This window comes from Martelella mediterranea DSM 17316 (assembly GCF_002043005.1).
Classification (GTDB): domain Bacteria; phylum Pseudomonadota; class Alphaproteobacteria; order Rhizobiales; family Rhizobiaceae; genus Martelella; species Martelella mediterranea.
In genome coordinates this window covers 398,797-421,959 of record NZ_CP020330.1, presented here as the reverse complement: position 1 = coordinate 421,959, position 23,163 = coordinate 398,797, and the positions used below count along the sequence as shown (strand labels likewise).

Here is a 23,163-nt window from a genome sequence, read left to right as displayed (position 1 = left end):
CATCATGTCGTCATCGCGTGAAAAGGCCCTGTTGTTCCTGCCGGTCGCATTCTTCTTCGCGATCGCGGGCATCGTGTTCTGGCAGACCAGCACCGTCTTCGTGGAGATGGATGCGGCCGGCGGGCCGCCGCAATACAATGCCGCCCTCGTGCCGGATGGCCTCGCTTGGCTCTTGGTGATCTTCGGCGTCGTCCAGGCGGTGCGGATTCTGATCGGCCAGGAGCGTTTCAGCGATGGCTCGGTTCCGGCGCCCGACGGTTCGCCCGGACCGGAAGAGAGCTTCCTGCTTTTGAGGGCGGCGATGAGTTTCGCCGCTCTGGTCGCCTTTACCGCGATGCTGCCGGTGATCGGCTTCTACCTCGCCATGCCGGCGCTGATGTTCGTGCTGATGCTGATCCTCGGAAACCGTTCGCCGGTCACGCTGGTCGCCGCGTCGCTGCTGACCACCCTGGCCGCCGGCTATGTTTTCGGCGCGCTCCTGAATGTCCGGCTGCCCGTCGGCATGTTCGAACTGACCATCTGGTAATCGGCGTCCGGCCTTAGTTGCCCGGCTTTAGGTGCTATGACATGACATTCGAACCTCTCATTGCCGGTTTCGGCCTGTTCTTTACCGCCTCGTCGCTCCTGGCCATTCTCGCGGGAACACTGATCGGCCTTATCATCGGCGTGCTGCCCGGGCTCGGGCCACTGATGGGCATCATCCTGCTGCTGCCGGTCGCCTATCACCTCGAACCGGTCGCGGGCATGGGCCTGCTGATCTCGATCTTCGTCGCCGGCTCCTGCGGCGGCGCGATCTCCGCGATCCTGCTCAGGATTCCGGGAACGCCGCTTGCCGCCGCCACGCTTCTGGACGGCTATCCGATGGCCCAGAAGGGGGAGGCCAGGGAAGCCCTGGGCCTCGCCATCGCGGCCTCCGCGTTCGGCGGCATCATCGGCGGCATCGTGCTGGTGTTCTTTTCGCCGGTGCTCGCGGAATTCGCCCTCGGCTTCGCCCCGCCGGAATATTTCGCGCTCGGCGTGACGGGTCTGTTGACCATCGCCGTCGTCAGCCACGAGGCGACGATCAAGGGCCTGATCACCGGTGTCTTCGGCGTGCTGCTGTCAACGATCGGCTACGACCAGTTCACCGATATCGAACGGTTCCAGTTCGGCCTTGACGGGCTTCTGGGCGGCGTCAACATGGTGGCGGTGGTGATCGGCATTTTCGCGATCTCCGAGATCGTGTCGCAGGCGCGGCAGGGCAATTTCAACGTCAAGCCGGATATCGCGATCACGCGGCCGTCCTTCGGGGCGATCCTCCACACGCTGCGGGACTGGTGGAACCTGCTCCGCTCGTCACTGCTCGGCACGTTCTTCGGCGCGCTGCCGGGGCTTGGCGGCGGCTCGTCCTCGTTCATGGCCTATGCCATGGCGCGCGCCCAGTCGAAACGGCCTGAAACCTTCGGCACGGGCAACCCGCAGGGCGTGGTGGCGACGGAAGCGTCGAACAATGCCACGGTCGGCGGCACCCTGATCCCGACGCTCGCGCTCGGCATTCCGGGAGACGCATCCTCGGCCGTGCTGATGGGTGCGCTGATCATCCTCGGCTTCTTCCCCGGACCGGGCCTGTTCGAGAACAATCTCGATGTGGTCGGCGGTATTTTCCTGTCCTACATGTCGGCGAATATCTACCTGCTGGTGGCGGGCGTGCTCCTGACGCCCGTCTTCATCCTGTTCATCCGGGTGCGGAAGTTCATGCTGCTGCCGGTCGTGGCCCTTCTGTGCGTGCTTGGCGTCTACTCGATTTCATCGTCGATCTTCGACCTCTGGACCGCCCTTGCCTTCGGCGCGATCGGCCTTGCTCTCAGGGTCTTCAACTATCCCCTGCCGCCGATCGTCATCGGCCTCGTCCTCGGCCCGATCTGCGAGCAGAACCTGCGCCGCTCGCTGACGATTTCCGGCGGCGACTGGAGCATTTTCACCGATCGTCCGATCTCCGGCACGATCCTTGCCATCAATGCGCTGCTGATCCTCTGGCTCTGCCTGCCGCGCACCTGGAAGAGCCGGATGTTCGGCCGGTTTTCGCCACGCCGTCCGGCATCGGATCCCACAAACACCGCGGAGTGAAACCATGTCCCGCCCCGACATCATCTTCATCAAGTCCGACGATCATGCCGCGCGGGCCGCTTCGGCCCATGGCGAAATCTTCAAGGCGATGCTCGAAAAGCTCGATGCCAAGCAGGCCGATATCGGCGACGTGCCGGAGCATGACAGCGCGGCTGCCTGACCGATGAAACCGTCGGCCGGGGCAGTCCGCCCCGGTCTTTGGAAAACACGCAAACCGGTTTCGCCCTTGCGACCGGGGCGGCTTTGCATTGCCCCGCGCGACCGGTCAACTTTGTAAAGCGGTCTCTTCGGCGCGACCCATTTGCCCTGCCGCAGACTGCATGAAAGGAGGCGCCCGTGAGGCTTATCTTCGTTCTGTTCGACTCGCTCAACCGCCTGGCTCTCGGCGCCTATGGCGGCGGCATCGAAACGCCGAATTTCGACCGGCTCGCCGCCCGCGGCGTGACTTTCGACCGCAATTACGTGGGAAGCCTTCCCTGCATTCCGGCGCGGCGCGACCTGCAGACCGGTCGGGCGAACTTCTTTCACCGAAGCTGGGGGCCGATGGAGCCCTATGATATTTCCTTCTGCGACCTGTTGCGCGAAAGAGGTGTCTACACCCATCTGGTGACCGACCACTTCCACTATTTCCAGGATGGCGGAACCGGCTACCACACGAAATACAATAGCTGGGAATTCATTCGCGGCCAGGAATATGACGCCTGGAAGGGGCTGGCTAAGCCGCCGCTTGAGACCTTCCGGCGCGACTATGACGCGCGCCATTACGATCCGGCGAAAAAGCCGGGCCGGATGCAACACATGATCAACAACATGTACCAGCCGCGCGAGGAGGATTTTCCGATCGCGCAGTGCTTTGCCTCGGCCTTCGATTTCCTCGACGCCAACCGTGCCGCCGACGACTGGCTGCTGCAACTCGAGTTGTTCGATCCGCACGAACCCTTCCGTGCGCCGGAACGCTTCCGTCGCGAAGGCGACAGCGCATGGCAGGGCGCGGTGTTCAACTGGCCGAACTACAAGCGCGTCAACGAAACCGACGATGAAGTTGCCGAAATCCGGGCGAATTACGCGGCGCTTCTGCGCATGTGCGACGACTATCTCGGCCGCCTTCTCGACTACATGGACGAACACGACATGTGGAAGGACACGGCGATCGTGCTCGGCACGGATCACGGCTTCCTGCTCGGCGAACATGGCTGGTGGGGCAAGGGCCGGATGCCCTATTACGAGGAGATCGTCCACACGCCGTTGATGCTCTGCCACCCGAAAATGCCGGAGCGTGCCGGCGAGCGGGTGGGCGCGCTCACCCAGACCATGGACATCATGCCGACGATCCTGGACCTTTTCGGCATCGAGGCGCCTTCGCCCGTCACCGGTCGCTCCCTGCTCGCGCCGCCTGAACCGGAACGCGTGGTCGCCTTCGGCCTGTTTGGCGGGCCGGTGGGCGTGACCGACGGGCGTTACGTCATGCTGCATTATCCGCCGGACGTTCTCGCCGAGGGGCTCCAAGAATATACGCTGATGCCGCAGCACATGACCGCTCCGTTCAGCGATGCGGAAATCCGGACGGCCACGCTCTCGCCGCCGTTCAACTTCTGCCGCGACATGCCGCTCCTGAAGATTGACGCGCTCGCCACCGCCAAACGGCCACCGAACATCAACGGCACTTTCGAAGACCAGGGCTTCCTGTTGTTCGATCTCGAAAGCGACCCGGAGCAGCAGGAGCCAATCCGGGATGCGGCTGTCGAGGCGCGCCTTTATGCCGGATTGCGGGACTACATGCTGGCCCATGACGCGCCGGCCGAGGCCTATGCGTGGCAGGGACTTGAGGCGGCTAAGGATAGCCGCGGGCCCTTCAACGCCGCCGACAAGCAAGCGTGCCATTCAGGCTGAAGCCGCCCGAAAAAGCGATCAATTCAGGTTATCGCAAACCGCTCCTTTATGATTGGATCGGGCCCCAGCCTGTTGATAGACATCAAGCCGCCGACCGCGCCGGACGAACGCATTCCCGTGACCCCGATGTGTTTCGGGGGGGCTACCCCGGCCCGCCTGCCGGGCAGCGGCCTGGACGTTTTCCGCCAGCGGCGAACGGCTCCCGTGTCATTGTCAAACTCTGCGAAGAAAGCGCCGTGTTCTCCCGGGCGGCGTCGACGTGAATCTGTTATCCTGCCTTTCAAAGGCGCTGCGTTGGCCTCGCCGAAGCGGAGGTACGTTGCGGTTTGAGCGCGCCTTGCCTGACGACAACCCGGAGCCTGTCCATGCCGCATATCGATCTGCCCTCCCACCGCCTGCACTATCGCATCGACGGTCATGCAGGCCCCTGGCTGGTGTTCTGCAATTCCCTTGGCGCGGATCTGACGATGTGGGATGGGCTGGTGGTCGATCTGAGCGACCGTTTCCGCATCCTACGCTATGATCGGCGCGGCCATGGCGGCTCCGGCGCGCCCGCCGGCCCGTACGCGATGGATGATCTCGGCGGCGATGTGCTGGCGCTGATGGATGCGCTCGAGATCGACCGCGCGCATTTCTGCGGTCTTTCCATCGGCGGACTGACCGGACAATGGCTGGCGCTGAACGCGCCAGAGCGCTTCGACCGCGTGGCGCTATGCGCAACCGCCGCCCGGATCGGCAGCGCGGAAAGCTGGAGAGACCGCATCGAAGCCGTCCGGGTCAACGGCCTTGCCAGCATGACCGGGGCGACGAGGGAGCGCTGGTTCTCGCCGGAATTTGCGGCACGGAACCCCGCCGCCGTCGATGCGATCCTCGATCGGTTTGCCGCAACAGACGCCGAGGGCTATGCCGGCTGCTGCGCCGCGCTCGCGCGCGCGGATTTCCGGGATGCGCTGGGCAATATTTCCAATCCCGTTCTCGCCGTCGCAGGCGCCGATGACGCCGTCTGCCCGCCCGCGGATCTCGCAACGATCGCCGACAATGTTCAGGACGGAAAGCTCTGCGTGCTGCCCGGCCGTCACATCGTGAACGTGGAATCGGCGACGGCGTTCAACGACGCGCTCATCGCATTCCTGTCGCAGGACTGAACCAGACCGGCATCCATATCCGCAGTGAGCAAGCCCCCTCCGTTGTAACGCGTTTGAAGCCGCCCCGCACACGTGCTAAAGCCGGACGGATGTTCTCGGGGACAGATTCGATGAAGCCGGAAAGCCGCATATTGTCAGCCATTTATGCGGCTTTGTTGCTGGTCGTCGCAAGTCTTGCGGTCGGTTGTACGGAGGTGACCGACCGTCCGCTCGATCCGCCCCGCGGCCCCTCGGGCGAGGCCTATCTCGAAGCGGTCGAGGGCAAGGGTCTGCAGACCGGCATAAGCTACAGTTCCGGTGAGAAGGAGGCTCCCGCGCTTCCCGACAGGCCGGAGAATGGCAATTTCGACATCGGCAAATCGGCCGGCTGGGCGCTGATCGCGTTTCTGGTGCTGGCTCTGGCGGTTCTTGCCTACCGCTCCCGCAATACGTTTGCGGAACTTGCCGGCTCCAATGGCGGGCGAGCCTTTTCCGCCGCGTCGCGACCGGACCAGCCGGCGCCCTCCGCGGTCGACCATGATCTTATCGAACGGCTGCGCGGCGAACCGGATCACCGAGAAGGCCTGAGAACCGTGCTTCGGCGTTTTCTCGCGCTTGCGGCTGAGGAAAACAGCATTCCGGTCAAGCGCAGCCTGACCACACGGGAAATCATGCAGCGCCTGCCCGGCGGGTTCGCGCAGCGCGACGCGCTTGAGACGCTGGCCCTGGAAGTCGAGCGCGTCGTTTTCGGCGGTCACCCGATCGAGCCCGCGCAGTACCAGCACTGCCTGGACCTTGCGGCGCCTTTCCTCAGGAGGATCAGGCCATGAGCGAGCGAGCGCAGAACGACGCGTCCGGCAATGCCTTCCCCCTCGTCATCCTGGCCGTGGTTGTGATCGCCGGGCTCGCGCTGATGTTCCTATCATCCTCTTCGAGCCGCATCGAGCGCAGCGCCATCGGTACGGACGGGCTTGCGATCTGGCTGCAGGATCAGGGAATCGCGGTTGAAAAGACCGCGCCGGAGGAGATCGTCGGGCAAAAGACGCCGATTCTGCGTATCCTGCCGCTCTACGATACCGATCTGACGGTAGGACGTCGGGAAACCGAGGAACTAGAGGCAGGAAGCCCGCGCGCGACGCTTCGAAACCTCTCGCTCGCGGCGTTCCGGTCCAAGATCGACAGCGCGGACACGCTTGTGATCCTGCCCAAATGGCGCAGCGACATGATCACCAGCGCAACCGCCGATCCCGATGTCCTTATTCCGCCGGGACAGATGACGATCTTCGGCCTCTGGCGCGGCCCCACGGTCGCGGCCGCCGGCGATGGCTTCGTGCAAGCGCCCGTCACGAAGGATCTGACGGACGAAATGCTTGCGGGCGAGGCGGCGCTTTATGCGCCGCGCGTGCTCAGCGATATCGTCGACGATGCCTGCATGCCGGTCCTTTCGCTTTCCGGCAGAGGCACGCTGCTTGCCCGCTGCGATGATCTCTGGGGCGAGGGCAGCAGCTTTTACCTGCTATCCGACCCCGATCTGGTGGACAATCACGGGCTTGCCAATGGCGACAATGCGGAGCTCGCGGTTGCGATGATCGCGCCGCTTGCCGCGGGCCGTCCGGTCTATATCGACACCACCACCTACGCCAATATCACCGACACAAGCGGCCAGGACCCGCGGACGCGCTCGCTCGCCGATCTCGGTCGGTTTTTCGAATACCCGTTTTCGCTGTTCTGGATCGGCATTGTCATCGCCTCTGGGCTGGCGCTGTGGCGTGGAAGCCGCCGGTTCGGCGCGCCGCTCGGCGAAGCGACTGCGCTCGACATGGCCTCCAAGGCGCGCACCATCGCGGCCTCGGCGCGGCTGTTGCGGCTTGCGGGCAGCCAGAGCGATCTCGTGTCGGCCTATATCCGGGCCCGCATGGAGACGCTGGACGGCATCGTGCTTGGCGCCGCGCGCCGGCCGATGGCCGCGGACGCGGTCGCCTCCGAGATCATCCGCCGCGTCAGACACCGCGTTCCCGAAACCGCCCAGCGTCTGGCGGAGGCCTATGGCCAACTGGCCGGAGACGGACCCGAGACCCATCAGCGCCTTGCGGCGCTCATTCCCTTTGAAGAAGCATTTCAGGAGACCCTCGATGCATTTGGATACGCTGCGCGACCTACGCGACCGGCTGACCGGTGAGATTGAAAAGGCGGTTCAGGGGCAGGAGGCGATTGTAGAACTCCTGCTGATTTCGCTGTTCGCGCGCGGCCACTGCCTGCTGGAGGGGCCGCCCGGTACGGCCAAGACCCTGCTGGCGCGCAGCCTCGCCGCATCGCTGACCCTCGATTTCAAGCGCATCCAGTTCACGCCGGACCTGATGCCGGGCGATGTGACCGGCTCGAACATCTTCGATTTCGGTGCCCGCCGCTTCGAACTGATCAAGGGGCCGATCTTCACCGATATCCTGCTGACCGACGAGATCAACCGCGCGCCGCCGAAAACGCAGGCCGCCCTCCTGCAGGTCATGAGCGAGCGTCAGGCGACGATCGACGGCGTGGATCATTCCGTCGGCGACGTCTTCTTCGTGGTCGCGACCCAGAACCCGATCGAGCAGCAGGGCACCTATCCCCTGCCGGAAGCGCAGCTCGACCGGTTCCTGTTCAAGCTGGTCATCGATCATCCGGAGGAGGAGGCGGAGTTCGAAATCCTCAAACGCCATGCCAATCAGGGGCTCGATGCCCATGCGCGACAGGCGGCGATTACGCCCGTGGCCGGCCTTGAAGAAATCCGCGCCGGACAGGCTTTGATCGACGACATCCGCCTGGACGAGACGATATTGCGCTATGTTCTGGCGCTGGCGCGGGCGACCCGAGAGGATGGCGATATCGCGCACGGCGTATCGACGCGCGCGGCGGATGCGCTCTGCGGCGCGGTCCGCGCCCGCGCGGCGCTCGACGGACGCGACTATGCGCTGCCCGATGACGTCAAGGGCCTGTTCGTTCCGGTCATGCGCCATCGCATCGTTCTGGGGCCGGCCGCCGAAATCGAGGGCCGCACGCCGCGGGCGGTGCTGGAGGGCATTCTCGACAGAACCGAAGCACCCCGCTGATGCGCCCCTCCGTCCTGCTCCTCGCTCTGGCCGGCGCTCTGGCGGTCTTGACGGTCGCGGTTCTCGCAGCGCCCGCGGTTCCGGTCGAGATCGTCGTCGGCGCATGGCTGCTGCTCGGCGCGGCCGTCATCGCGGACTGGGCTCTCAGCCCCGGCGCGCGTCATTTCACCCTGGAAATCGACGCGCCTGCCGAAATCTTTGCGGGCGAGGAAGGGATCGTTGCATTGCGGCTGAAGGGCAAGGAGGGAACGCGCGCCGTAGCGCCAACCGCCGGCCGTCTGCGCTGGCCGGAAGGGCTGGCCGGGCCTGGAGACTTCAGGCTGATGCCCACGGGGGCGCATATCGCCGCCGTCGATCTTCCCGCCCGCGCGCTGAAACGGGGCAAGTGGCGGATCGCGTCCGTCTCGACGCTGCGCAGGAGTCGTCTCGGCCTTCTCGATCTTATCGCCAACCATCCGCTCGACCGCGAAATTTCCGTCGTTCCGAGCATCCGCGCGATCACCTCGGGCGCCATCGACACGCAACTCGCGACGACGGAGTTTGGCGCGAAGGCCGCCAGCATTCATGGCGAGGGTTCGGAATTTCATCAACTGCGCGAATTCGTTGCCGGGATGGATACCCGGATGATCGATTACAAGCGCAGCGCGCGCCATGGCGGGCTGGTGGCGCGCCAGATGCAGGCGGAGCGCAACCACGCGATCGTGCTGGCGCTCGACAACGGGCATCTGATGCGCGAGCCGATCGACGGGCTCGCCAAGATCGACCACATGATCAACGCCTCGCTGGCGCTTGCCTGGGCCGGCATTCAGAGCGGCGACAGGGTCGGGCTGTTCGCCTTTGATGCAAGGCCGCGCCTGTTCGTGCCGCCGATGGAGGGCCGGCGGGCCTTTGCGCAGCTGCGCTCGCACACGGCGGCGCTGGACTACCGGCTGGTGGAGACCAACCACACGCTGGCGCTCAGCCATCTGCACCAGCGCCTGTCCCGGCGCAGCCTGGTTGTCGTGTTCTCCGACTTCGTTGACACCACGACGGCGGAACTGCTGATTGAAAACGTGCAGATGCTGAACCGACATCATGTGGTCGTCTTCGTCAGCCTGCGCGATCCGCTGCTTGCGGCCTATCACCACAAATCGGTGAACAGCCTCGCCATGGTCTCGGAGGTGGCGGCCGCCGCCGATCTCGAGCGGGAGCGCCGGCGCGTGCTGAACAGTCTTTCCCGGCTTGGGGTATTCGTCATCGAAACCGCGCCGGGCGGGTTGAGACCGGAACTGATCTCGACCTATCTTTCCATCCGCTCCCGGGAGCTGATATGAAAACATCCGGCGAAACCATCCGTTCAAGCCGTTTTCGTCTCGAGCGCGAAAGCGACTGGCTGCGGCTGCAGGCCATTCTGGACCAGGCGGAAAGGCGCGGCGTGAAAAGCCTCGCCTTCGAGGATGCCCGCGATCTGGTGACGCTTTACAGGCAGGCGGTGAACGCGCTTTCGGTGGCGCGCGAGATCTCGCTCGACAGCGCGATTGTCGCCTATCTGGAGAGCCTGTGCGCACGGGCCTATCTGGTGGTCTATGCGCCGCGCGCCAGCATTCGCGGCGTGGTCTCCCGCTTCTTCCGCCAGGGCGCGCCGCTGGCTTTCCGTCGTTCGGGTATCGAACTCGTACTCGCCTTCGTCCTGATGGTTCTGGGCGGCGTGGCCGCCTTTGCGCTGACGCGAACGGACCCGACCTGGTTCTATGCCTTTGTGCCGGAAGGGCTGGCGGCCGGGCGCGGACCGCAGGCCAGCGCCGATGCGCTGCGCCGGGTGATCTACGACAGCGAACCGGGCGCGATCGAAGAACTCGGCGCCTTCGCGACCTATCTGTTTTCACACAATACAAGGGTTGCCATCTTCTCCTTCGTTCTCGGCATTCTCGCCTGCGTGCCGAGCGCGCTGCTGATGCTCTACAATGGCAGCGTCATCGGCGCGCTGGGCGCGATCTATGCCGACAAGGGCCTGGGACTGGACCTTTTCGCCTGGCTTTCGATCCATGGCGTGACGGAGCTTTCCGCGATCGCCATCGCCACGGCCGGCGGCTTTCGACTGGGGCGGGCGGTTCTGTTTCCCGGCGAGAAAACGCGCAAGGCCGCGCTTGCCGATGCCGCGCATGATGCGGTCAAGCTGGCCGTGCTGGCGGCCCTGATGCTGGTGGCCGCCGGGCTGCTGGAGGGCTTCGCCCGGCAGCTTGTGACTGCGCCGGTGTGGCGGATCGCGATCGGCTGGAGCATCGGCGCGCTCTGGTTTTTCTGGTTGCTGGGTGCCGGGCGGCAGAAGGGCTTCGTCAGGAGCCGACCAGTGGCCACGGAGGCGACATCATGAGCGCCGAAACAGCCACGGTAAAATCCGGAACCGTCAAAGGCGGACGCAGCGGGAAGGCGAAAGCGGGCGGCCGGCTGCTGACCATCATCCCGCCCGAAGGCGTGCCGTTCGATCTCAGGATCGCCAGCCTGTTCGCGCGCGCGGGCGCGCAAATCATCGACATCATCATCACGGTAGGCGTCAGCCTGCTGTTGCTGGCGGCGGTGGGGCTGATCGGATCGGTGGATTTTGCGACCGCCACGGCAATCGCATCGCTGATCTTTCTGTTCATCGGGACGCCCTACTATATCCTCGCCGAACTGCTCGCCAACGGGCGCACGCCGGGCAAGCGGCTGCTGGGCATCCGCGCGGTCTCCGTAGAGGGCGGCGGCCTTTCGGTGCATCAGATCGTGGTGCGCAATCTGCTCAAGGAAATCGAAATCTTCACGCCGATCCTTCTCCTGCTCGGCGCAACGCCCGATAATCTTCTGATCCCCTTGATCGCGCTGGCGTGGCTGATCGTCGTGGTCGCCTTTCCGGCATTCACCGCCCAGAGCCAGCGCATCGGAGACCTGATCGCCGGCACGGCCGTGATTGCAGCGCCCTCGGCGGCGCTTCTGCCCGATCTGGCCAGCGCGCCCGCGCCGCCATCGGCGGAGCGTTTCGTCTTCACGCCGGCGCAGATGGACCTTTACGGCGCCTATGAGCTGCAGGTTCTGGAGAAGCTGCTGCGTGGCGAGAGAAACGAGATCAACCGTCCGCGGCTTTCCGATGTCGCCATGCGAATCCGCCACAAGATCGGCTATGAAGAGACCATCGCGCCGCATGAGGAAGAAGCCTTCCTGCAGGCGTTCTACACCGCCCAGCGGGGCTATCTCGAACAGAAGAAACTGTTCGGCGACGCCCGCGCCGACAAACACTATGGAAGCGAACATTCGGGTGCCGACTGACGCATTCTCCATTGAAACCATGGACTTTTTCGTCTCATCGGTTAGTCAGCACCAGGTTTTGACGAATCTGAAGGAGCAAGCCACACATGACATCCACCGACGCCCCGGCCGCCAGGCCCGCCTTTGGCGTAAACGAGCGGATTGGAGAAACATTCTCCGTTTTGCGCCAGCGATTCATGACCTTTGTCATCCTGTCCGCAGTCCCCGGAATTCTCGTTGAGCTCGCCTCTTATGCCACGGGTCTGGGCACCGGGTTTGAGGCCGACCCGTTCGCGCCGGGTCAGGCGACGCCGTCTGTTTTCATCATCATACTCGTTTCGGCGATCCTGCCGATGCTGCTTTATTCCATCATGACCGGCATGATGGTTCTGGCCGCCTATGACACGAAGTCGGGCCGTCCGGTCCGGGTGGAGGCGTATCTGAAGGCCGTGATCCGCCGGCTGCCGGCGCTCATTCTCGTCACGCTTGTCGCGTCCTTCGGCGTTGCCATCGCCTTTATGCTGTTCATCGTTCCGGGACTTTGGCTCGCCGGCGCCTGGGCCGTATGCGTTCCCGTCGTAATGATCGAGGGCATGGGTTTCGGCGCCCTTGCGCGCAGCCGTCAACTGACGAAGGAATACCGGTGGCCGATCATCGGCTTTGTCGTGGTCGCCTACATCATCATCTTCGTCATCACGTTTCTGGTCGCGCTCGCGGCGGGCCTGCTGCCGATCCCGACGCTCCTTGTCGCGATTGTGCTCGGCCTGATCAACGGCGTCGCCACGGCCCTGATTTCGATTGCGGTTTCGGTGGCCTATGCACGGCTGCGCGACATCAAGGAAGGCGTCGGATATGCCGACCTCGCCGAGGTCTTTGACTAGAGCGCATTTCTATCTGATTGGATCAGATCGGCGCTCTATTTCTTTGTTTTGGCGCATTTTCGCGGACGTCAGGTGGAACTACCTGACTGCGAAATGCTCCAGAGCGCGCTCCGACAACGGCTCCCTTTTGGGGGAGCCGTTTTGCAGTGGCCGCCGTCGCGGCGGATCACATGAAGTCGCGGGGGATGCGCTGTTCGAAGGACTTGGCGAAGACTTCCCGATCGTCTTCGAATGCCGTCACGCTTGCCGCGATGATCCAGTCCTTTTCGGTGCAGCGCATTGTCGTGGTGGACTTGGTCGAGACCGACCAGCCATCGCGTTCGAGCCGGATGGTCCAGTCGATGTCGCCCTTCATCGACAGCGGGTCGTTGGGGTCGATCGACCAGTCCTCGTTGCGGATTTCCTGGGTGCGCAGCCCGTTTTTCGGATGCACTTCCAGCCCCGTGTCCTCGTAGATGCGGTAGTGGGTTAGGCCTGTGACCAGGTTTTTTTCCACCGAACGCCGGGTCTCCTCGGGCGACCGCATTTCATATTGCGGCAGCGGATTTGGGTTTTCCGGCTCTGCGACGGTGATGCGCTCGTGATCGCCTAGAAGCGGCAAGGCAAGGCGGATGCTGGCCGTATCGATCGTGAGACCCGGTGCTTCGGGCGACGGCAGTATGGTCGGCCAGTAGCTTGTCGAAAGCGCAAGCTTGATGCGATGGCCGGGCGCAAAGCGATAGCCCATGGCGTCGAGCCGCATGGTAATGCGCGTCTTCTCGCCCTTGGGCATTTTGGTCGGCGTTTCGTTGCCGTCGCGATGGGCGAGGTTCAAAACACCGTAGCAGGCACGGGTTTCCGTGCCGTCGGGATGGACATCGATGATGCGGACGGCAAGGTTTTCCCAGTCGCCTTCACAGGCAACGTCGACGGAAAGCTCCGGCGCGCCGAGATAGACGGCTTCTTCGCCAAGCGGCGCGGTCTCGAAAGTGAGCGAACCGCCGTTATCGCTGCGCTGATCGCCGGCGATTTCTGCATCGGGCTTCAGCGTGAACCACTCGCCGCCGCTGGTTCCGGTGTCGAGCGGCGAGCGCAGATAGATATCGCCCGTGCCTTCGCTGGCGCCGGTCGCGTTGAGCATTCCGTCGGCGGCGACCGTCAGCGTTTCGGTCTGTGGCGTTTCCCAGGTCTGCTTCGCAACCCAGTAGCCGGGATCGCGTTCGCGCCTCAGCGCCGGGCGCGGGCCATCGAGGATATAGGCGCGCATCTGCGGCAGGTCTTCCGCGCCGTTGGTTTCACCGTCCAGCCAGCGCTTCCACCATGCGATGGCTTCGGCGTGGAAGTCCATGCGCGGCTTCGGCCAGGCGAAATGCGGATATTTGTGGATCCACGGGCCGACAATCGCCTTGCCTTTGTCGCCCAGGCCCTCGATCGCCTTCAGCGGTGTGTTGCGATAGCCGTCCGCCCAGCCGGCGATGACCAGCGCGGGAACGGGAAAGCCGTCGAAGTCCTCGCAAATCGAGCCGTGTTTCCAGAAATCGTCGCGACGCTGATGCGCAAGCCATTCCTCCATGAAGAAGGGCTGGCCTTCCAGCCGTTCCAGCCACATTTCCTTCCAGCGATCGCCGACCAGATCGATATCCGGCGTGCGCGACTGATAGGCGAGCATGGTGCCCGCCCAGGAGAGCTGGGCGGAAAGATGGGTGCCGTTCTTGTAGTGGATGTCGTCATTGTAACGGTCGACGGTGGAGGCGATCGAGATCACGGCTTTCAGCTGCGGCGGTTTCAGCGCGGCCACCTGCAGGCAGTTGAAGCCGCCCCAGGAAATGCCCATCATGCCGACATTGCCGTTCGACCAGGGCTGGGCGGCGATCCATTCGAGGATTTCGCAGGCATCGGAGAGTTCGCGCGGGGTGTATTCGCCGTCGATGACCCCTTCGGATTCGCCCGATCCGCGGATATCGACCCGGACGCCGGCAATGCCGGCGGCGGCGAAGACCGGATAGGTGGATTCGTCGCGCGGGTCGGTTCCGCCGCGCTTGCGGTAGGGCAGATATTCCAGCACGGTCGGAACCGGCCTGTCCGCCGCGCCGTCCGGCATCCAGATTCGCGTTGCCAGGCGGGTGCCGTCCTTGAGCGTGATCCACTGGTCCTCGGACGTCGTAAAACCTTGTGTCGCCATGGTTTTGACCTTTTCGTATTCGGGTTCTTGTCGGTGAAGGGCGCGGGCCGGAGGGGCGGCCCGGCCGGAATGTCAGTTGCCGGCGCTCACCGTCCTGCGGCTGGCGAGCACGTCTTCCAGCCAGCCGATCTTCATTTCGGGCACGGATTTCAGCAGCAGATCGGTATAGTCGTCGAAGGGCGGGGACAGCGCCTCCGCCTTGGGGCCGAAGCGGACGAGCTTGCCCTGGTGCATCACCGCGACGCTGTCGGCAATCGCCCGGACAATGGCGATATCGTGGGTGATGAAGATGTAGGAAAGCTGTTCTTCCTTCTGAAGCTGCAGCAGCAGTTTCAAAATCCCGTCGGCCACCAGCGGATCGAGCGCCGAGGTCGGCTCGTCGCAGATAATCAGCTCCGGCCGGGCGGCCAGCGCGCGGGCAATCGCCACGCGCTGTTTCTGTCCGCCGGAGAGCTCGGCGGGATAGCGATCGTAATAGCCGCTGCCCATCTCGATCTGTTCGAGCAGCTCGTTGACCCGGCCGCGGCGCGCGGAACCGCGCAGCCTCTCATAGAAGGTCACCGCCCGTCCGATAATGCCGCCCACGGTCTGGCGCGGGTTCATCGCGGTGTCGGCCATCTGGTAGATCAGCTGAAGCCGGCGCAGCTCCTCGCGGCTACGGTTCTTCAGCGCCGGCGGCAGGTCCTGCCCGCCAAAGCGCACGCTGCCGGCGGTCGGCGGCAGAAGGCCCGTCGCCACCCGCGCAAGCGTTGATTTGCCCGAGCCGGATTCGCCGACAATGGCAAGCGTCTGCCCCCTGGGAACATGCAGCGACACATCGAACAGCACAGGCATGGTTCCGTAGGAGGCCGAAATGTTGGTCATCTCGAAGAAGCGGTCGGACTGGTCGGCGGCTTCCTCGTGCCGGATTGCGCGGACATTCACCAGTTCGCGGGTGTATTCGGCATCCGGGTTTTCGATGATCTTTTCGACGCTGCCATATTCCACGGTCTCGCCATTGCGCAGCACCATGATGTCGTCGGCCACCTGCGCCACGACCGCGAGGTCATGGGTGATGTAGAGTGCGGCGGTTCCGGTTTTTTCGATCGCGGTCTTGATCGCGGCCAGTACGTCGATCTGGGTGGTGACGTCGAGCGCGGTGGTCGGCTCGTCGAAGACGATCAGTTCCGGGCGGCTGCAGAGCGCCATCGCGGTCATTGCCCGCTGCAACTGTCCGCCGGAGACCTGATGGGGATAGCGGTTGCCGAAGCTTTCCGGGTCCGGCAGGCCGAGTATGCCGAAAAGTTCGACGGCCCTTTGGCGGGCCTCGCCACGGCTCATCAGCCCGTGACGCACGGTCGCCTCGATCACCTGATCGCCGAGTTTGTGGGCGGGATTGAACGAGGCCGCCGCCGATTGCGAGACATAGCAGACCCGCGCGCCGCGCAGCGCCCGCGTGCCGGATTTGCCGAGCTTCAGGATGTCGACGCCATCCAGCAGCACCTCGCCGCCGGTGATGGTGACACCGCCGCGCCCGTAGGCGAGCGGCGAAAGCCCGATCGTGGATTTGCCGGCGCCCGATTCACCGATCAGACCAAGCACCTTGCCGCGTTCCAGCGTGAAGCTCACGCCCTTGACGATCTCGATCGGATGCGGACGTTCGCCCGGCGGATAGGCCATCGCGCCGATTTGCAGGTTGCGGACCTGAAGCAGAGGTGTTTCGTCCGGTGTTTGAAGCTCAGCCACCGCGGCCTCCTTTCAGGCTGGACGTGCGTTTCAGCAGCCAGTCGACGACGAGATTGATGGAGATGGTGAGCGCGGCAATCGCGGCCCCCGGCACAAGGGCCGCGGACACGCCGAAGATGATGCCGTCCTTGTTGTCCTTGACCATGCCGCCCCAGTCGGCCGTCGGCGGCTGGATGCCGAGCCCGAGAAACGACAGGGTCGAGATGAACAGCACGGCGAAGGCAAGCCGCAGGCCGAATTCGGCAAGCAACGGCGTCATCGCATTCGGCAGGATTTCGCGGAACACGATCCACAGCGTCTTCTCGCCGCGCAGTCGCGCCGCCTCGACAAAGTCCATCACCGCGATATCGAGCGCCAGCGCCCGGCCGAGGCGGAAGACGCGGGTTGAATCGAGCACCGCCATGACGCCGATCAGCACCGCCAGGTTCTGCGGCAGCGCCGCCAGCACGATCAGCGCGAAGATCAGCGTCGGGATCGACATCATCAGGTCGTTGAGCCGCGACAGACCCATATCGACGATCCCGCGCGTGACGGCGGCCACGAAGCTCAGAATGACCCCCAGCGAGAAGGCAAGAAGGGTGGCGCAGAATGACACGAACAGCGTCATGCGCGCGCCGTAGATCATGCGCGACAAGAGGTCCCGGCCAAGATTGTCGAGGCCGAGCGGAAAGGCCGCGCTCGCCGGCTCCCAGGGCGTGCCGACAACCTGGTTCTCGCCGTAGGGCGCAAGCCAGGGGGCGAAGGCTGCGGCGAAGAGGGCGATGGCGATGCCGGCCATGCCGATCCACGCCGTCAGCGAAACGGAACGGATATTCATCGCGGATGCCTCAGACGCGGATTGACGAGAATCGACAGAATGTCGGCGGTCATGTTCAGGAGAATGTAGATCGCGGCGAAGACCAGCCCGCAGCCCTGCACCACCGGCAGGTCGCGCACCGTCACCGCATCCACCATATACTGCCCCATGCCCGGATAGACGAAGACCACCTCGACCACGACCACGCCGACGATCAGATAGGCGAGGTTGAGCGCGACGACATTGATGATCGGCGCCAGCGCGTTGGGGGCTGCGTGCTTCACGATCGCCCGCATTGCGCCGATGCCTTTCAGCTCGGCGGTTTCCATATAGGCCGACGCCATGACGTTGATGATCGCGGCCCGCGTCATCCGCATCATGTGCGCGATAACCACCAGAACCAGCGTCGCCACCGGCAGGATGATGGTCTGAAGCTTCTCCCACAGGCCCATGCTGTCATAGACCGTGGCCGGAAAGGCCGCGACCGGATGCTGGACCACGAACACCATGATCAGCAGATAGGCAACGAAGAATTCCGGCAGCGACACGGCGGAAAGCGAGACGAGGTTGATCAGCCGATCCACCAGACGGTCGCGATAAAGCACGGCGAGAAGGCCGAGGCCGACGGCAAGCGGAACGGCGATGACCGCCGCAGCGCCCGCCAGAAGCAGCGAATTGCCGAGCCGGTCGGCGATCTGGCCGCTGACGGACTGGCCGCTCGCCCAGGACGTTCCGAAATCGCCATGCAATATGCCGACGAGCCAGTCGAAATAGCGGCTCATGAGTGGCTGGTCGAGGCCGAATTCGGCGCGCAGATTGGCGATCGCCTGCGGGGTTGCAGCCTGGCCGAGATAGGTCTCGGCGAAATCGCCGGGCAGGATTTCGATCCCGGCGAAAATCAGGATCGAGCTGGCGAGAAGCAGGCCGATGCCGAGGATGATCCGTTCGCAGATGCGGCTTGCCATAGGAAAGCGCGCGCGCAGGACGACGATGGGGCCCGGCGGCGGCGCGCCGACAGGGGCGGCTGGTGTTGGTTGCGTTTCTGTCATGGGGGTGTGAAAGCCGCGACTTGATCCCGCGGCTTCCTCTTTTCTTCGGATCAGGAGACGAGCCAGACGCGGCTGGCGATCTGTCCGTTGGACAGGTCGTTGCCGACATCGTCGATCCAGCCCTGCATCTTCACCGAGCGGGCGTTGAGGTAGTTGTTGAACACCGGCAGGATGAGGCCGCTATTGTCGCGCACCATGATCGCCATCTGGCGGTAGAGCGCGCGGCGCTTGTCCTGGTCGGTCTCGGCGCGGGCCTCAAGCAGCATCTTGTCGAATTCGGGGTCCTTGAAACGGGTGTCGTTCCACGTCGACGTCGAAAGCTGGGTCGTGGTGTAGCGGATATCCTGCGTCGCCCGGCCGCCCCAATAGGAGGCGCAGAACGGCTTCTTGTTCCACACATTCGACCAGTATCCGTCGGCCGGCTCGCGCTGGAGCTGGATGTCGATGCCCGCTTCCTTGGCATTGGCCTGGAACAGGACGGAGGCGTCGACCGCGCCGGTAAAGGCGGCATCGGAGGTGCGCAGCAGGATCGGGCCTTCATGGCCGGACTTCTTGAAATAGTGCGCCGCTTCCTCCGGGTCGTAGGCGCGCTGCGGAATATCCGTCGGCGCCAGCGCATAGGCATCGTTGACCGGATAGTCGTTGCCGAGCGTGCCGTAGCCGCCAAGAACGGTGTTCAGCATCGCCTCGCGGTCGATGGCGAGCTTCAGCGCCATCCTGAGGTCGTTATTGTCAAAGGGCGCGGTGTCGCCATGCATCAGGAAGGAGTAGAAACCCTTGCCCTTGGTGCTGATGGTTTCGATATTCGGCGCCCGCGACAGCAAGGACATCGTCTTCGGGCTCAGCGTGTTGATGAAATGCACCTTGCCGGACGAGAGCGCGGCGATGCGGGCCGTGTTGTCGTTGATGACGAGAACCTCGACGCTGTCGACGAAGCCGCGATCCTCGTTCCAGTCATCCTCATTCTTCGAGAAGGTGATGCGGATGCCCGGCTCAAAGCTTTCCAGCTTGTAGGGGCCCGTGCCGATGGCGCTGTTAGGATCGTCCATGCCGCCGTTCTTCTGGACCTGCAGATGGTAGTCCGTCAGCATCAACGGCAGGTCGGCATTGCCGTTCTTCAGCGTGATCACCAGATCGCCGCCGCTTTCCTCGATGGTCTCGATCTCTTCGAGAAGGCCGAGAGCCGCGGAGGTGGAATCCTTGTCAGAATGGCGGCGCAGCGTCTGCACGGCGTCGTTGACGGTGAACGGCGTGCCATCATGAAAGCGCACATCCTTGCGCAGCTTGAAGGTCCAGGTCTTCGCGTCGTCGGACGAGGTCCAGCTTTCGGCAAGGCTCGGCAGCGCCTCACCGGATACCGGATCGGTGGTCACCAGCCGGTCGCCCCAGGTGAAGCCGACCAGGAACATGGTGCTGCCGGCATAGGTGCCGGGATCGAGAATATCGGTGGTCTGGCCGCCGTCGAGGCCGAGAACGAGGTGACCGCCGCGCTGCGGCTCGTCGGCCGCAAGGCTCTCGCGCGGGATCAGAAGGCCGGAAGCGGTCGCCGCAAATCCGGCCGCAGCCGCGGATGCGAGAAAGACGCGGCGGTTGAGGCCGGTCTGCAAAATGGAGGCTTTCTTGTTTTTCATATGGTTTCCCCTGTTTGTAAGCATTGCGTGCGTGCCGCCGCAAGAAAGCGGCCATGATAGTCGAAAAATGCCGTGGCGGAATGCCTGAAGGCGCAGTTGACGAGACCGTCAAAGATCATGGGCGAAGACATAAGCAGGTTGCGGAAGCCAGACAACTTCGCGTATTGAAGCGGTTTGAAGCTATTTGACGCTATCAAGGTCAGGCTCGAGACCCGATGACATCAAGCGATAACAGTCCCTTTGCGGCCAATCTGCGGTTTGCCTGCAATACCCGCCCGTCAATAACGGCAATCTGCCGCGAGATCGGCATCAACCGGCAGCAGTTCAACCGCTATCTCGCGGGACAATCCCGTCCGTCGCCTTATAATACGGGGAAAATCGCGCGCTATTTCGGTGTGAGGCCGCAGGATTTTCTGGCGTCGGAAAAACGCTTCCAGAGCATACTCGAGGCGCCGGCGGAAACCGTCGGCCCGGATTTTGTGTTGCGGGAGGGCTTCCCCGGCGACCTGCAGGAACTGCGCCAGTATGTCGGCTACTACGAGCTTTACCACAAAAGCCTGTCATGGCCCGGGAAGATCGTCCGAAGCTGCACCAGGATCGAAGAACTGGGCGGCCAGATCACGGTGAAATCGATCGAACGGATCCATGACGGGGACCAGGAGATCCGGCAGTTCTCGAAATATGTCGGGCTGGCCGCCTATTGGCGCAATCGGCTGTTTATCGTTGAACGCGGCATGAGCGAGCATTCCTTCCTCTGCCAGACGACGCTGATGCCATTCGCCGAGCACCAGCGCACCTATCTGCGCGGCGTGACGACCGGCGTCTCCTGGCGCGAGGAGAACCTGCCCTATTCCACGCGCGCCATCTGGCGGGCGGTCGGGCCTAACCCCGACAAACGCGGACTGCTGGAAGCGTGCGGTCTGATCCCGGAAAAATCGCCAAGACTGCCGCTTCCCGTCCGACGCTATCTCAACAGCGAAGGCGAAAACCACACGCTTGTCGCCGCCCGTTGAACCCGTCCGCCTCTGAAAACCGCGACAGAAGCGGGTCACGGCGATCAATATAGCGGCGAGTTATATTTTCCGCTGTTTTCCGCATTTGACTTGACCCGGTTATGACGGCGTTATGTGCCTCAGGAGCGCGATCCTGCCCCAGGGAGAAGGGCGGACGCGAAAACAGGAGGAGGTTGGTCCGGCGTGTCGGATCGATGATGACTGCCCCTGCATGAAGGGCGGTCTCCTGTTGACATATCAGCAGGCAGGGAGGTCTTGACGATGCTTGAACAGATGTTCGACGTGCGCGGTCAATCCGTGATTGTGACCGGCGGGGCCAGTGGCATCGGCCGCGCCTATGCCGAGATCATGGCCGCCCAGGGCGCGCGGGTCTGCATCTTCGATCTGGATCAGGCGGGCACCGAGAAAACCGTCAGCGAAATCAAGGCCACGGGCGGCGATGTCTGGGGCCTGACGGTCGATGTCGCCGACCGTCCCGGTCTGGCGGCGGCCTTCGATGAAGTGGCCGAAAAACACGGCCGCATCGACACGGTCTACGCCAATGCCGGCATCGATCCGGGGCCCGGTTTCATGACGCCCACGGGCGAGCGCAATCCCGACGGCGCGATCGAGAACATCCCCGACGAGCAGTGGGACCGTGGCATCGAGATCAACCTCACCTCGGTCTACAGCACGGTCAAGAATGCCGTGCGCCACATGAAGCCGAACGGCGGCGGGCAGATCATCGTGACCTCCTCGATCGCCTCGGAAATCAACGAGAGCATCGTCGGAACGTCCTACATGCCGGCCAAGGCCGCCGTGAACCATTTCGTCCGTCACATGGCGATGGAGCTCGGCGCCTACGGCATCCGCGTCAACGCGATCCTGCCGGGCCCGTTCATCACCAATATCGCCGGCGGCCGCCTGCGCAACAAGGAGGACCGTGCGGCCTTCGAGGCGCAGTCCCTGATCGGCCGGATCGGCGATGTCGAGGATATCAAGGGGCTGGCCCTGCTGCTGGCCTCGCCGGCCGGATCGTACATGACCGGCTCGCTGGTGGTCATCGATGGCGGCTCGCTGATCCGCATGACCTGACAGGCAAATGGGCGTGCGCCTGCCAGGGAGCGGCAGGCGATGCGCCAGAAACATATCGGAGAGGAGAACAGAAATGGCTTACATCAACAAACTGATCCGGCCCACCCGCCGCGGCGTGCTGCGCGGCATGGGGGCGGGCCTTGCGGCGAGCGTGCTGGGGTCGCCGGCGGTGCTGCGCGCCCAGACGGCGGGCAAGATCCGCATGGGGTATATTACGCCCGAAACCGGGCCGCTCGGCCTGTTCGGGGAAACCGACGGCTACACCGTCCAGAAAATCCGCGAGGCGCTGGGCGGAAAGCTGCAATCGGCCAATGGCGACGTCTATGAGATTGAAATTCTCGAGCGCGACAGCCAGTCGAACCCGAACAAGGCGGCCGAAATCGCCGGCGACCTGATCCTGAACGACGAAGTCCATCTTCTCGTGCCGGCATCGACGACCGATACCATCCTGCCGGCCATGGAGCAGGCCGAGCTATACGAGACGCCGTCGATCTCCGCGGGCGCGCCGTGGCAGGCGGTGATCATGCCGCGCGGCGGCGGCGAATTCGACTGGACCTACCATTTCTTCTGGGGTCTGGACGAGGCGCTGAACACGTTTGTCGGCCTGTGGAACGGGCTGGAGACCAACCGCAAGGTCGGCATGCTGTTTCCGCAGAACATTGACGGCGAGACCTGGGGCAACGAGGAATACGGCCTGCCCGTGCCGACCCGCGCCGCGGGCTACGAGGTCACCATCCCCGGCTATTTCCAGCCGCGCACCAATGACTTCTCGGCGCAGATTGCCACGTTCAAGCAGGCGGGCTGCGATATTGTCGGCGGCATTACCTATCCCGACGATCTCAAGACCTTCGTGACCCAGTGCAACCAGCAGGGGTTCAAGCCGAAGGCGGTGACGGTGGCGGCGGCGCTGCTGTTTCCCGGCAGCGTCGAGGCCATGGGTCCGCTCGGCAACGGCATGACGACCGAGGTGTGGTGGACGCCCGCCTTCCCCTTTAAGTCCTCGATTACCGGGCAGACCAGCCGGGAAATCGCCGATCAGTGGGAAAGCGAGCAGAACCGTCAGTGGACGCAGCCGCTCGGCTATTCGCACAGCGTTCTGGAAGTGGCGATCGACGTGCTCAAGCGTTCGGCCGATCCCCTGGATCGCGAGGCCAACCGCGAGGCGCTGGCGTCGACCGATCTCGAAACCGTGGTCGGCCATATCAACTTTTCGGGCCAGCCGCACAAGAATGTCTGCACCACGCCGATCTTCGGCGGCCAGTGGGTCAAGGGCGAGAAATGGCCTTACGACCTCAAGATCGTGGACAACAGCGTCAACCAATTGTTCGAGCCGCAGCAGAAGATCGTGGCGCTGAACTGGTAG

20 protein-coding genes are annotated in these 23,163 nt (G+C 63.8%); 15 read left to right on the top strand and 5 right to left on the bottom strand.

The features are described from left to right. The first annotated feature begins 4 nt into the window (after window positions 1-4). From Mame_RS01935 to Mame_RS01885, 12 genes are all read left to right on the top strand, one after another. Window positions 5-526, top strand: a complete 522-nt coding sequence (locus tag Mame_RS01935) for a tripartite tricarboxylate transporter TctB family protein (protein WP_079920665.1) — start codon at window positions 5-7, stop codon at window positions 524-526. Between the two features lie 41 nt (window positions 527-567). Then, a complete protein-coding gene (locus tag Mame_RS01930; protein WP_018064616.1) occupies window positions 568-2,106 on the top strand; it encodes a tripartite tricarboxylate transporter permease in 1,539 nt (512 codons plus the stop codon). Between the two features lie 4 nt (window positions 2,107-2,110). Beyond that, a complete protein-coding gene (locus Mame_RS26485) occupies window positions 2,111-2,266 on the top strand; it encodes a hypothetical protein (protein ID WP_018064617.1) in 156 nt (51 codons plus the stop codon). 176 nt (window positions 2,267-2,442) lie between these two features. After that, the gene (locus Mame_RS01925) at window positions 2,443-3,996 is read left to right on the top strand and encodes a sulfatase (protein ID WP_018064618.1); all 1,554 of its coding nucleotides are present in this window, start codon (window positions 2,443-2,445) and stop codon (window positions 3,994-3,996) included. 365 nt (window positions 3,997-4,361) lie between these two features. Next, complete coding sequence (gene pcaD / locus Mame_RS01920) at window positions 4,362-5,141, top strand: 3-oxoadipate enol-lactonase (RefSeq protein ID WP_018064619.1); 780 nt, start codon at window positions 4,362-4,364, stop codon at window positions 5,139-5,141. Between the two features lie 131 nt (window positions 5,142-5,272). Further along, the gene (locus tag Mame_RS01915; RefSeq protein ID WP_157624537.1) at window positions 5,273-5,950 is read left to right on the top strand and encodes a DUF4129 domain-containing protein; all 678 of its coding nucleotides are present in this window, start codon (window positions 5,273-5,275) and stop codon (window positions 5,948-5,950) included. Beyond that, window positions 5,947-7,299, top strand: a complete 1,353-nt coding sequence (locus Mame_RS01910; protein ID WP_018064621.1) for a hypothetical protein — start codon at window positions 5,947-5,949, stop codon at window positions 7,297-7,299. Before Mame_RS01915 ends, Mame_RS01910 begins: the two co-directional genes overlap by 4 nt. Continuing rightward, entirely contained in the window at window positions 7,253-8,209 is a 957-nt protein-coding gene (locus Mame_RS01905) for an AAA family ATPase (RefSeq protein ID WP_026173438.1), read from the top strand. The genes Mame_RS01910 and Mame_RS01905 overlap by 47 nt, the downstream gene beginning before the upstream one ends. Further along, window positions 8,209-9,522, top strand: a complete 1,314-nt coding sequence (locus Mame_RS01900) for a DUF58 domain-containing protein (RefSeq protein ID WP_018064623.1) — start codon at window positions 8,209-8,211, stop codon at window positions 9,520-9,522. The genes Mame_RS01905 and Mame_RS01900 overlap by 1 nt, the downstream gene beginning before the upstream one ends. Further along, the gene (locus Mame_RS01895; RefSeq protein ID WP_018064624.1) at window positions 9,519-10,562 is read left to right on the top strand and encodes a stage II sporulation protein M; all 1,044 of its coding nucleotides are present in this window, start codon (window positions 9,519-9,521) and stop codon (window positions 10,560-10,562) included. Before Mame_RS01900 ends, Mame_RS01895 begins: the two co-directional genes overlap by 4 nt. After that, a complete protein-coding gene (locus Mame_RS01890) occupies window positions 10,559-11,491 on the top strand; it encodes an RDD family protein (protein ID WP_018064625.1) in 933 nt (310 codons plus the stop codon). Before Mame_RS01895 ends, Mame_RS01890 begins: the two co-directional genes overlap by 4 nt. A gap of 86 nt (window positions 11,492-11,577) precedes the next feature. Next, the gene (locus Mame_RS01885; protein WP_155122000.1) at window positions 11,578-12,351 is read left to right on the top strand and encodes a YciC family protein; all 774 of its coding nucleotides are present in this window, start codon (window positions 11,578-11,580) and stop codon (window positions 12,349-12,351) included. Window positions 12,352-12,517: 166 nt separating this feature from the next. On the opposite strand, the gene Mame_RS01880 is transcribed toward Mame_RS01885, so the two are convergent. From Mame_RS01880 to Mame_RS01860, 5 genes are all read right to left on the bottom strand, one after another. After that, complete coding sequence (locus tag Mame_RS01880) at window positions 12,518-14,512, bottom strand: CocE/NonD family hydrolase (RefSeq protein ID WP_018064627.1); 1,995 nt, start codon at window positions 14,510-14,512, stop codon at window positions 12,518-12,520. Between the two features lie 72 nt (window positions 14,513-14,584). Continuing rightward, window positions 14,585-16,171: an ABC transporter ATP-binding protein gene (locus Mame_RS01875; protein WP_051085102.1), complete on the bottom strand. Its 1,587-nt coding sequence runs from the start codon at window positions 16,169-16,171 to the stop codon at window positions 14,585-14,587. 58 nt (window positions 16,172-16,229) lie between these two features. Then, window positions 16,230-17,054: an ABC transporter permease gene (locus Mame_RS01870; protein ID WP_018064629.1), complete on the bottom strand. Its 825-nt coding sequence runs from the start codon at window positions 17,052-17,054 to the stop codon at window positions 16,230-16,232. Continuing rightward, entirely contained in the window at window positions 17,051-18,082 is a 1,032-nt protein-coding gene (locus Mame_RS01865) for an ABC transporter permease (protein ID WP_018064630.1), read from the bottom strand. Before Mame_RS01865 ends, Mame_RS01870 begins: the two co-directional genes overlap by 4 nt. A 50-nt stretch (window positions 18,083-18,132) precedes the next feature. Next, window positions 18,133-19,713 carry an ABC transporter substrate-binding protein gene (locus tag Mame_RS01860; RefSeq protein ID WP_018064631.1) on the bottom strand — a complete coding sequence of 527 codons (1,581 nt, stop codon included), beginning with the start codon at window positions 19,711-19,713 and terminating at the stop codon, window positions 18,133-18,135. A gap of 215 nt (window positions 19,714-19,928) precedes the next feature. Here Mame_RS01860 and Mame_RS01855 point away from each other — a divergent pair, with 215 nt between their 5' ends. From Mame_RS01855 to Mame_RS01845, 3 genes are all read left to right on the top strand, one after another. Next, window positions 19,929-20,726, top strand: a complete 798-nt coding sequence (locus Mame_RS01855) for a helix-turn-helix domain-containing protein (RefSeq protein ID WP_018064632.1) — start codon at window positions 19,929-19,931, stop codon at window positions 20,724-20,726. 261 nt (window positions 20,727-20,987) lie between these two features. Beyond that, window positions 20,988-21,800, top strand: a complete 813-nt coding sequence (locus tag Mame_RS01850) for an SDR family NAD(P)-dependent oxidoreductase (protein WP_018064633.1) — start codon at window positions 20,988-20,990, stop codon at window positions 21,798-21,800. Window positions 21,801-21,873: 73 nt separating this feature from the next. Beyond that, the gene (locus Mame_RS01845; protein WP_018064634.1) at window positions 21,874-23,163 is read left to right on the top strand and encodes an ABC transporter substrate-binding protein; all 1,290 of its coding nucleotides are present in this window, start codon (window positions 21,874-21,876) and stop codon (window positions 23,161-23,163) included.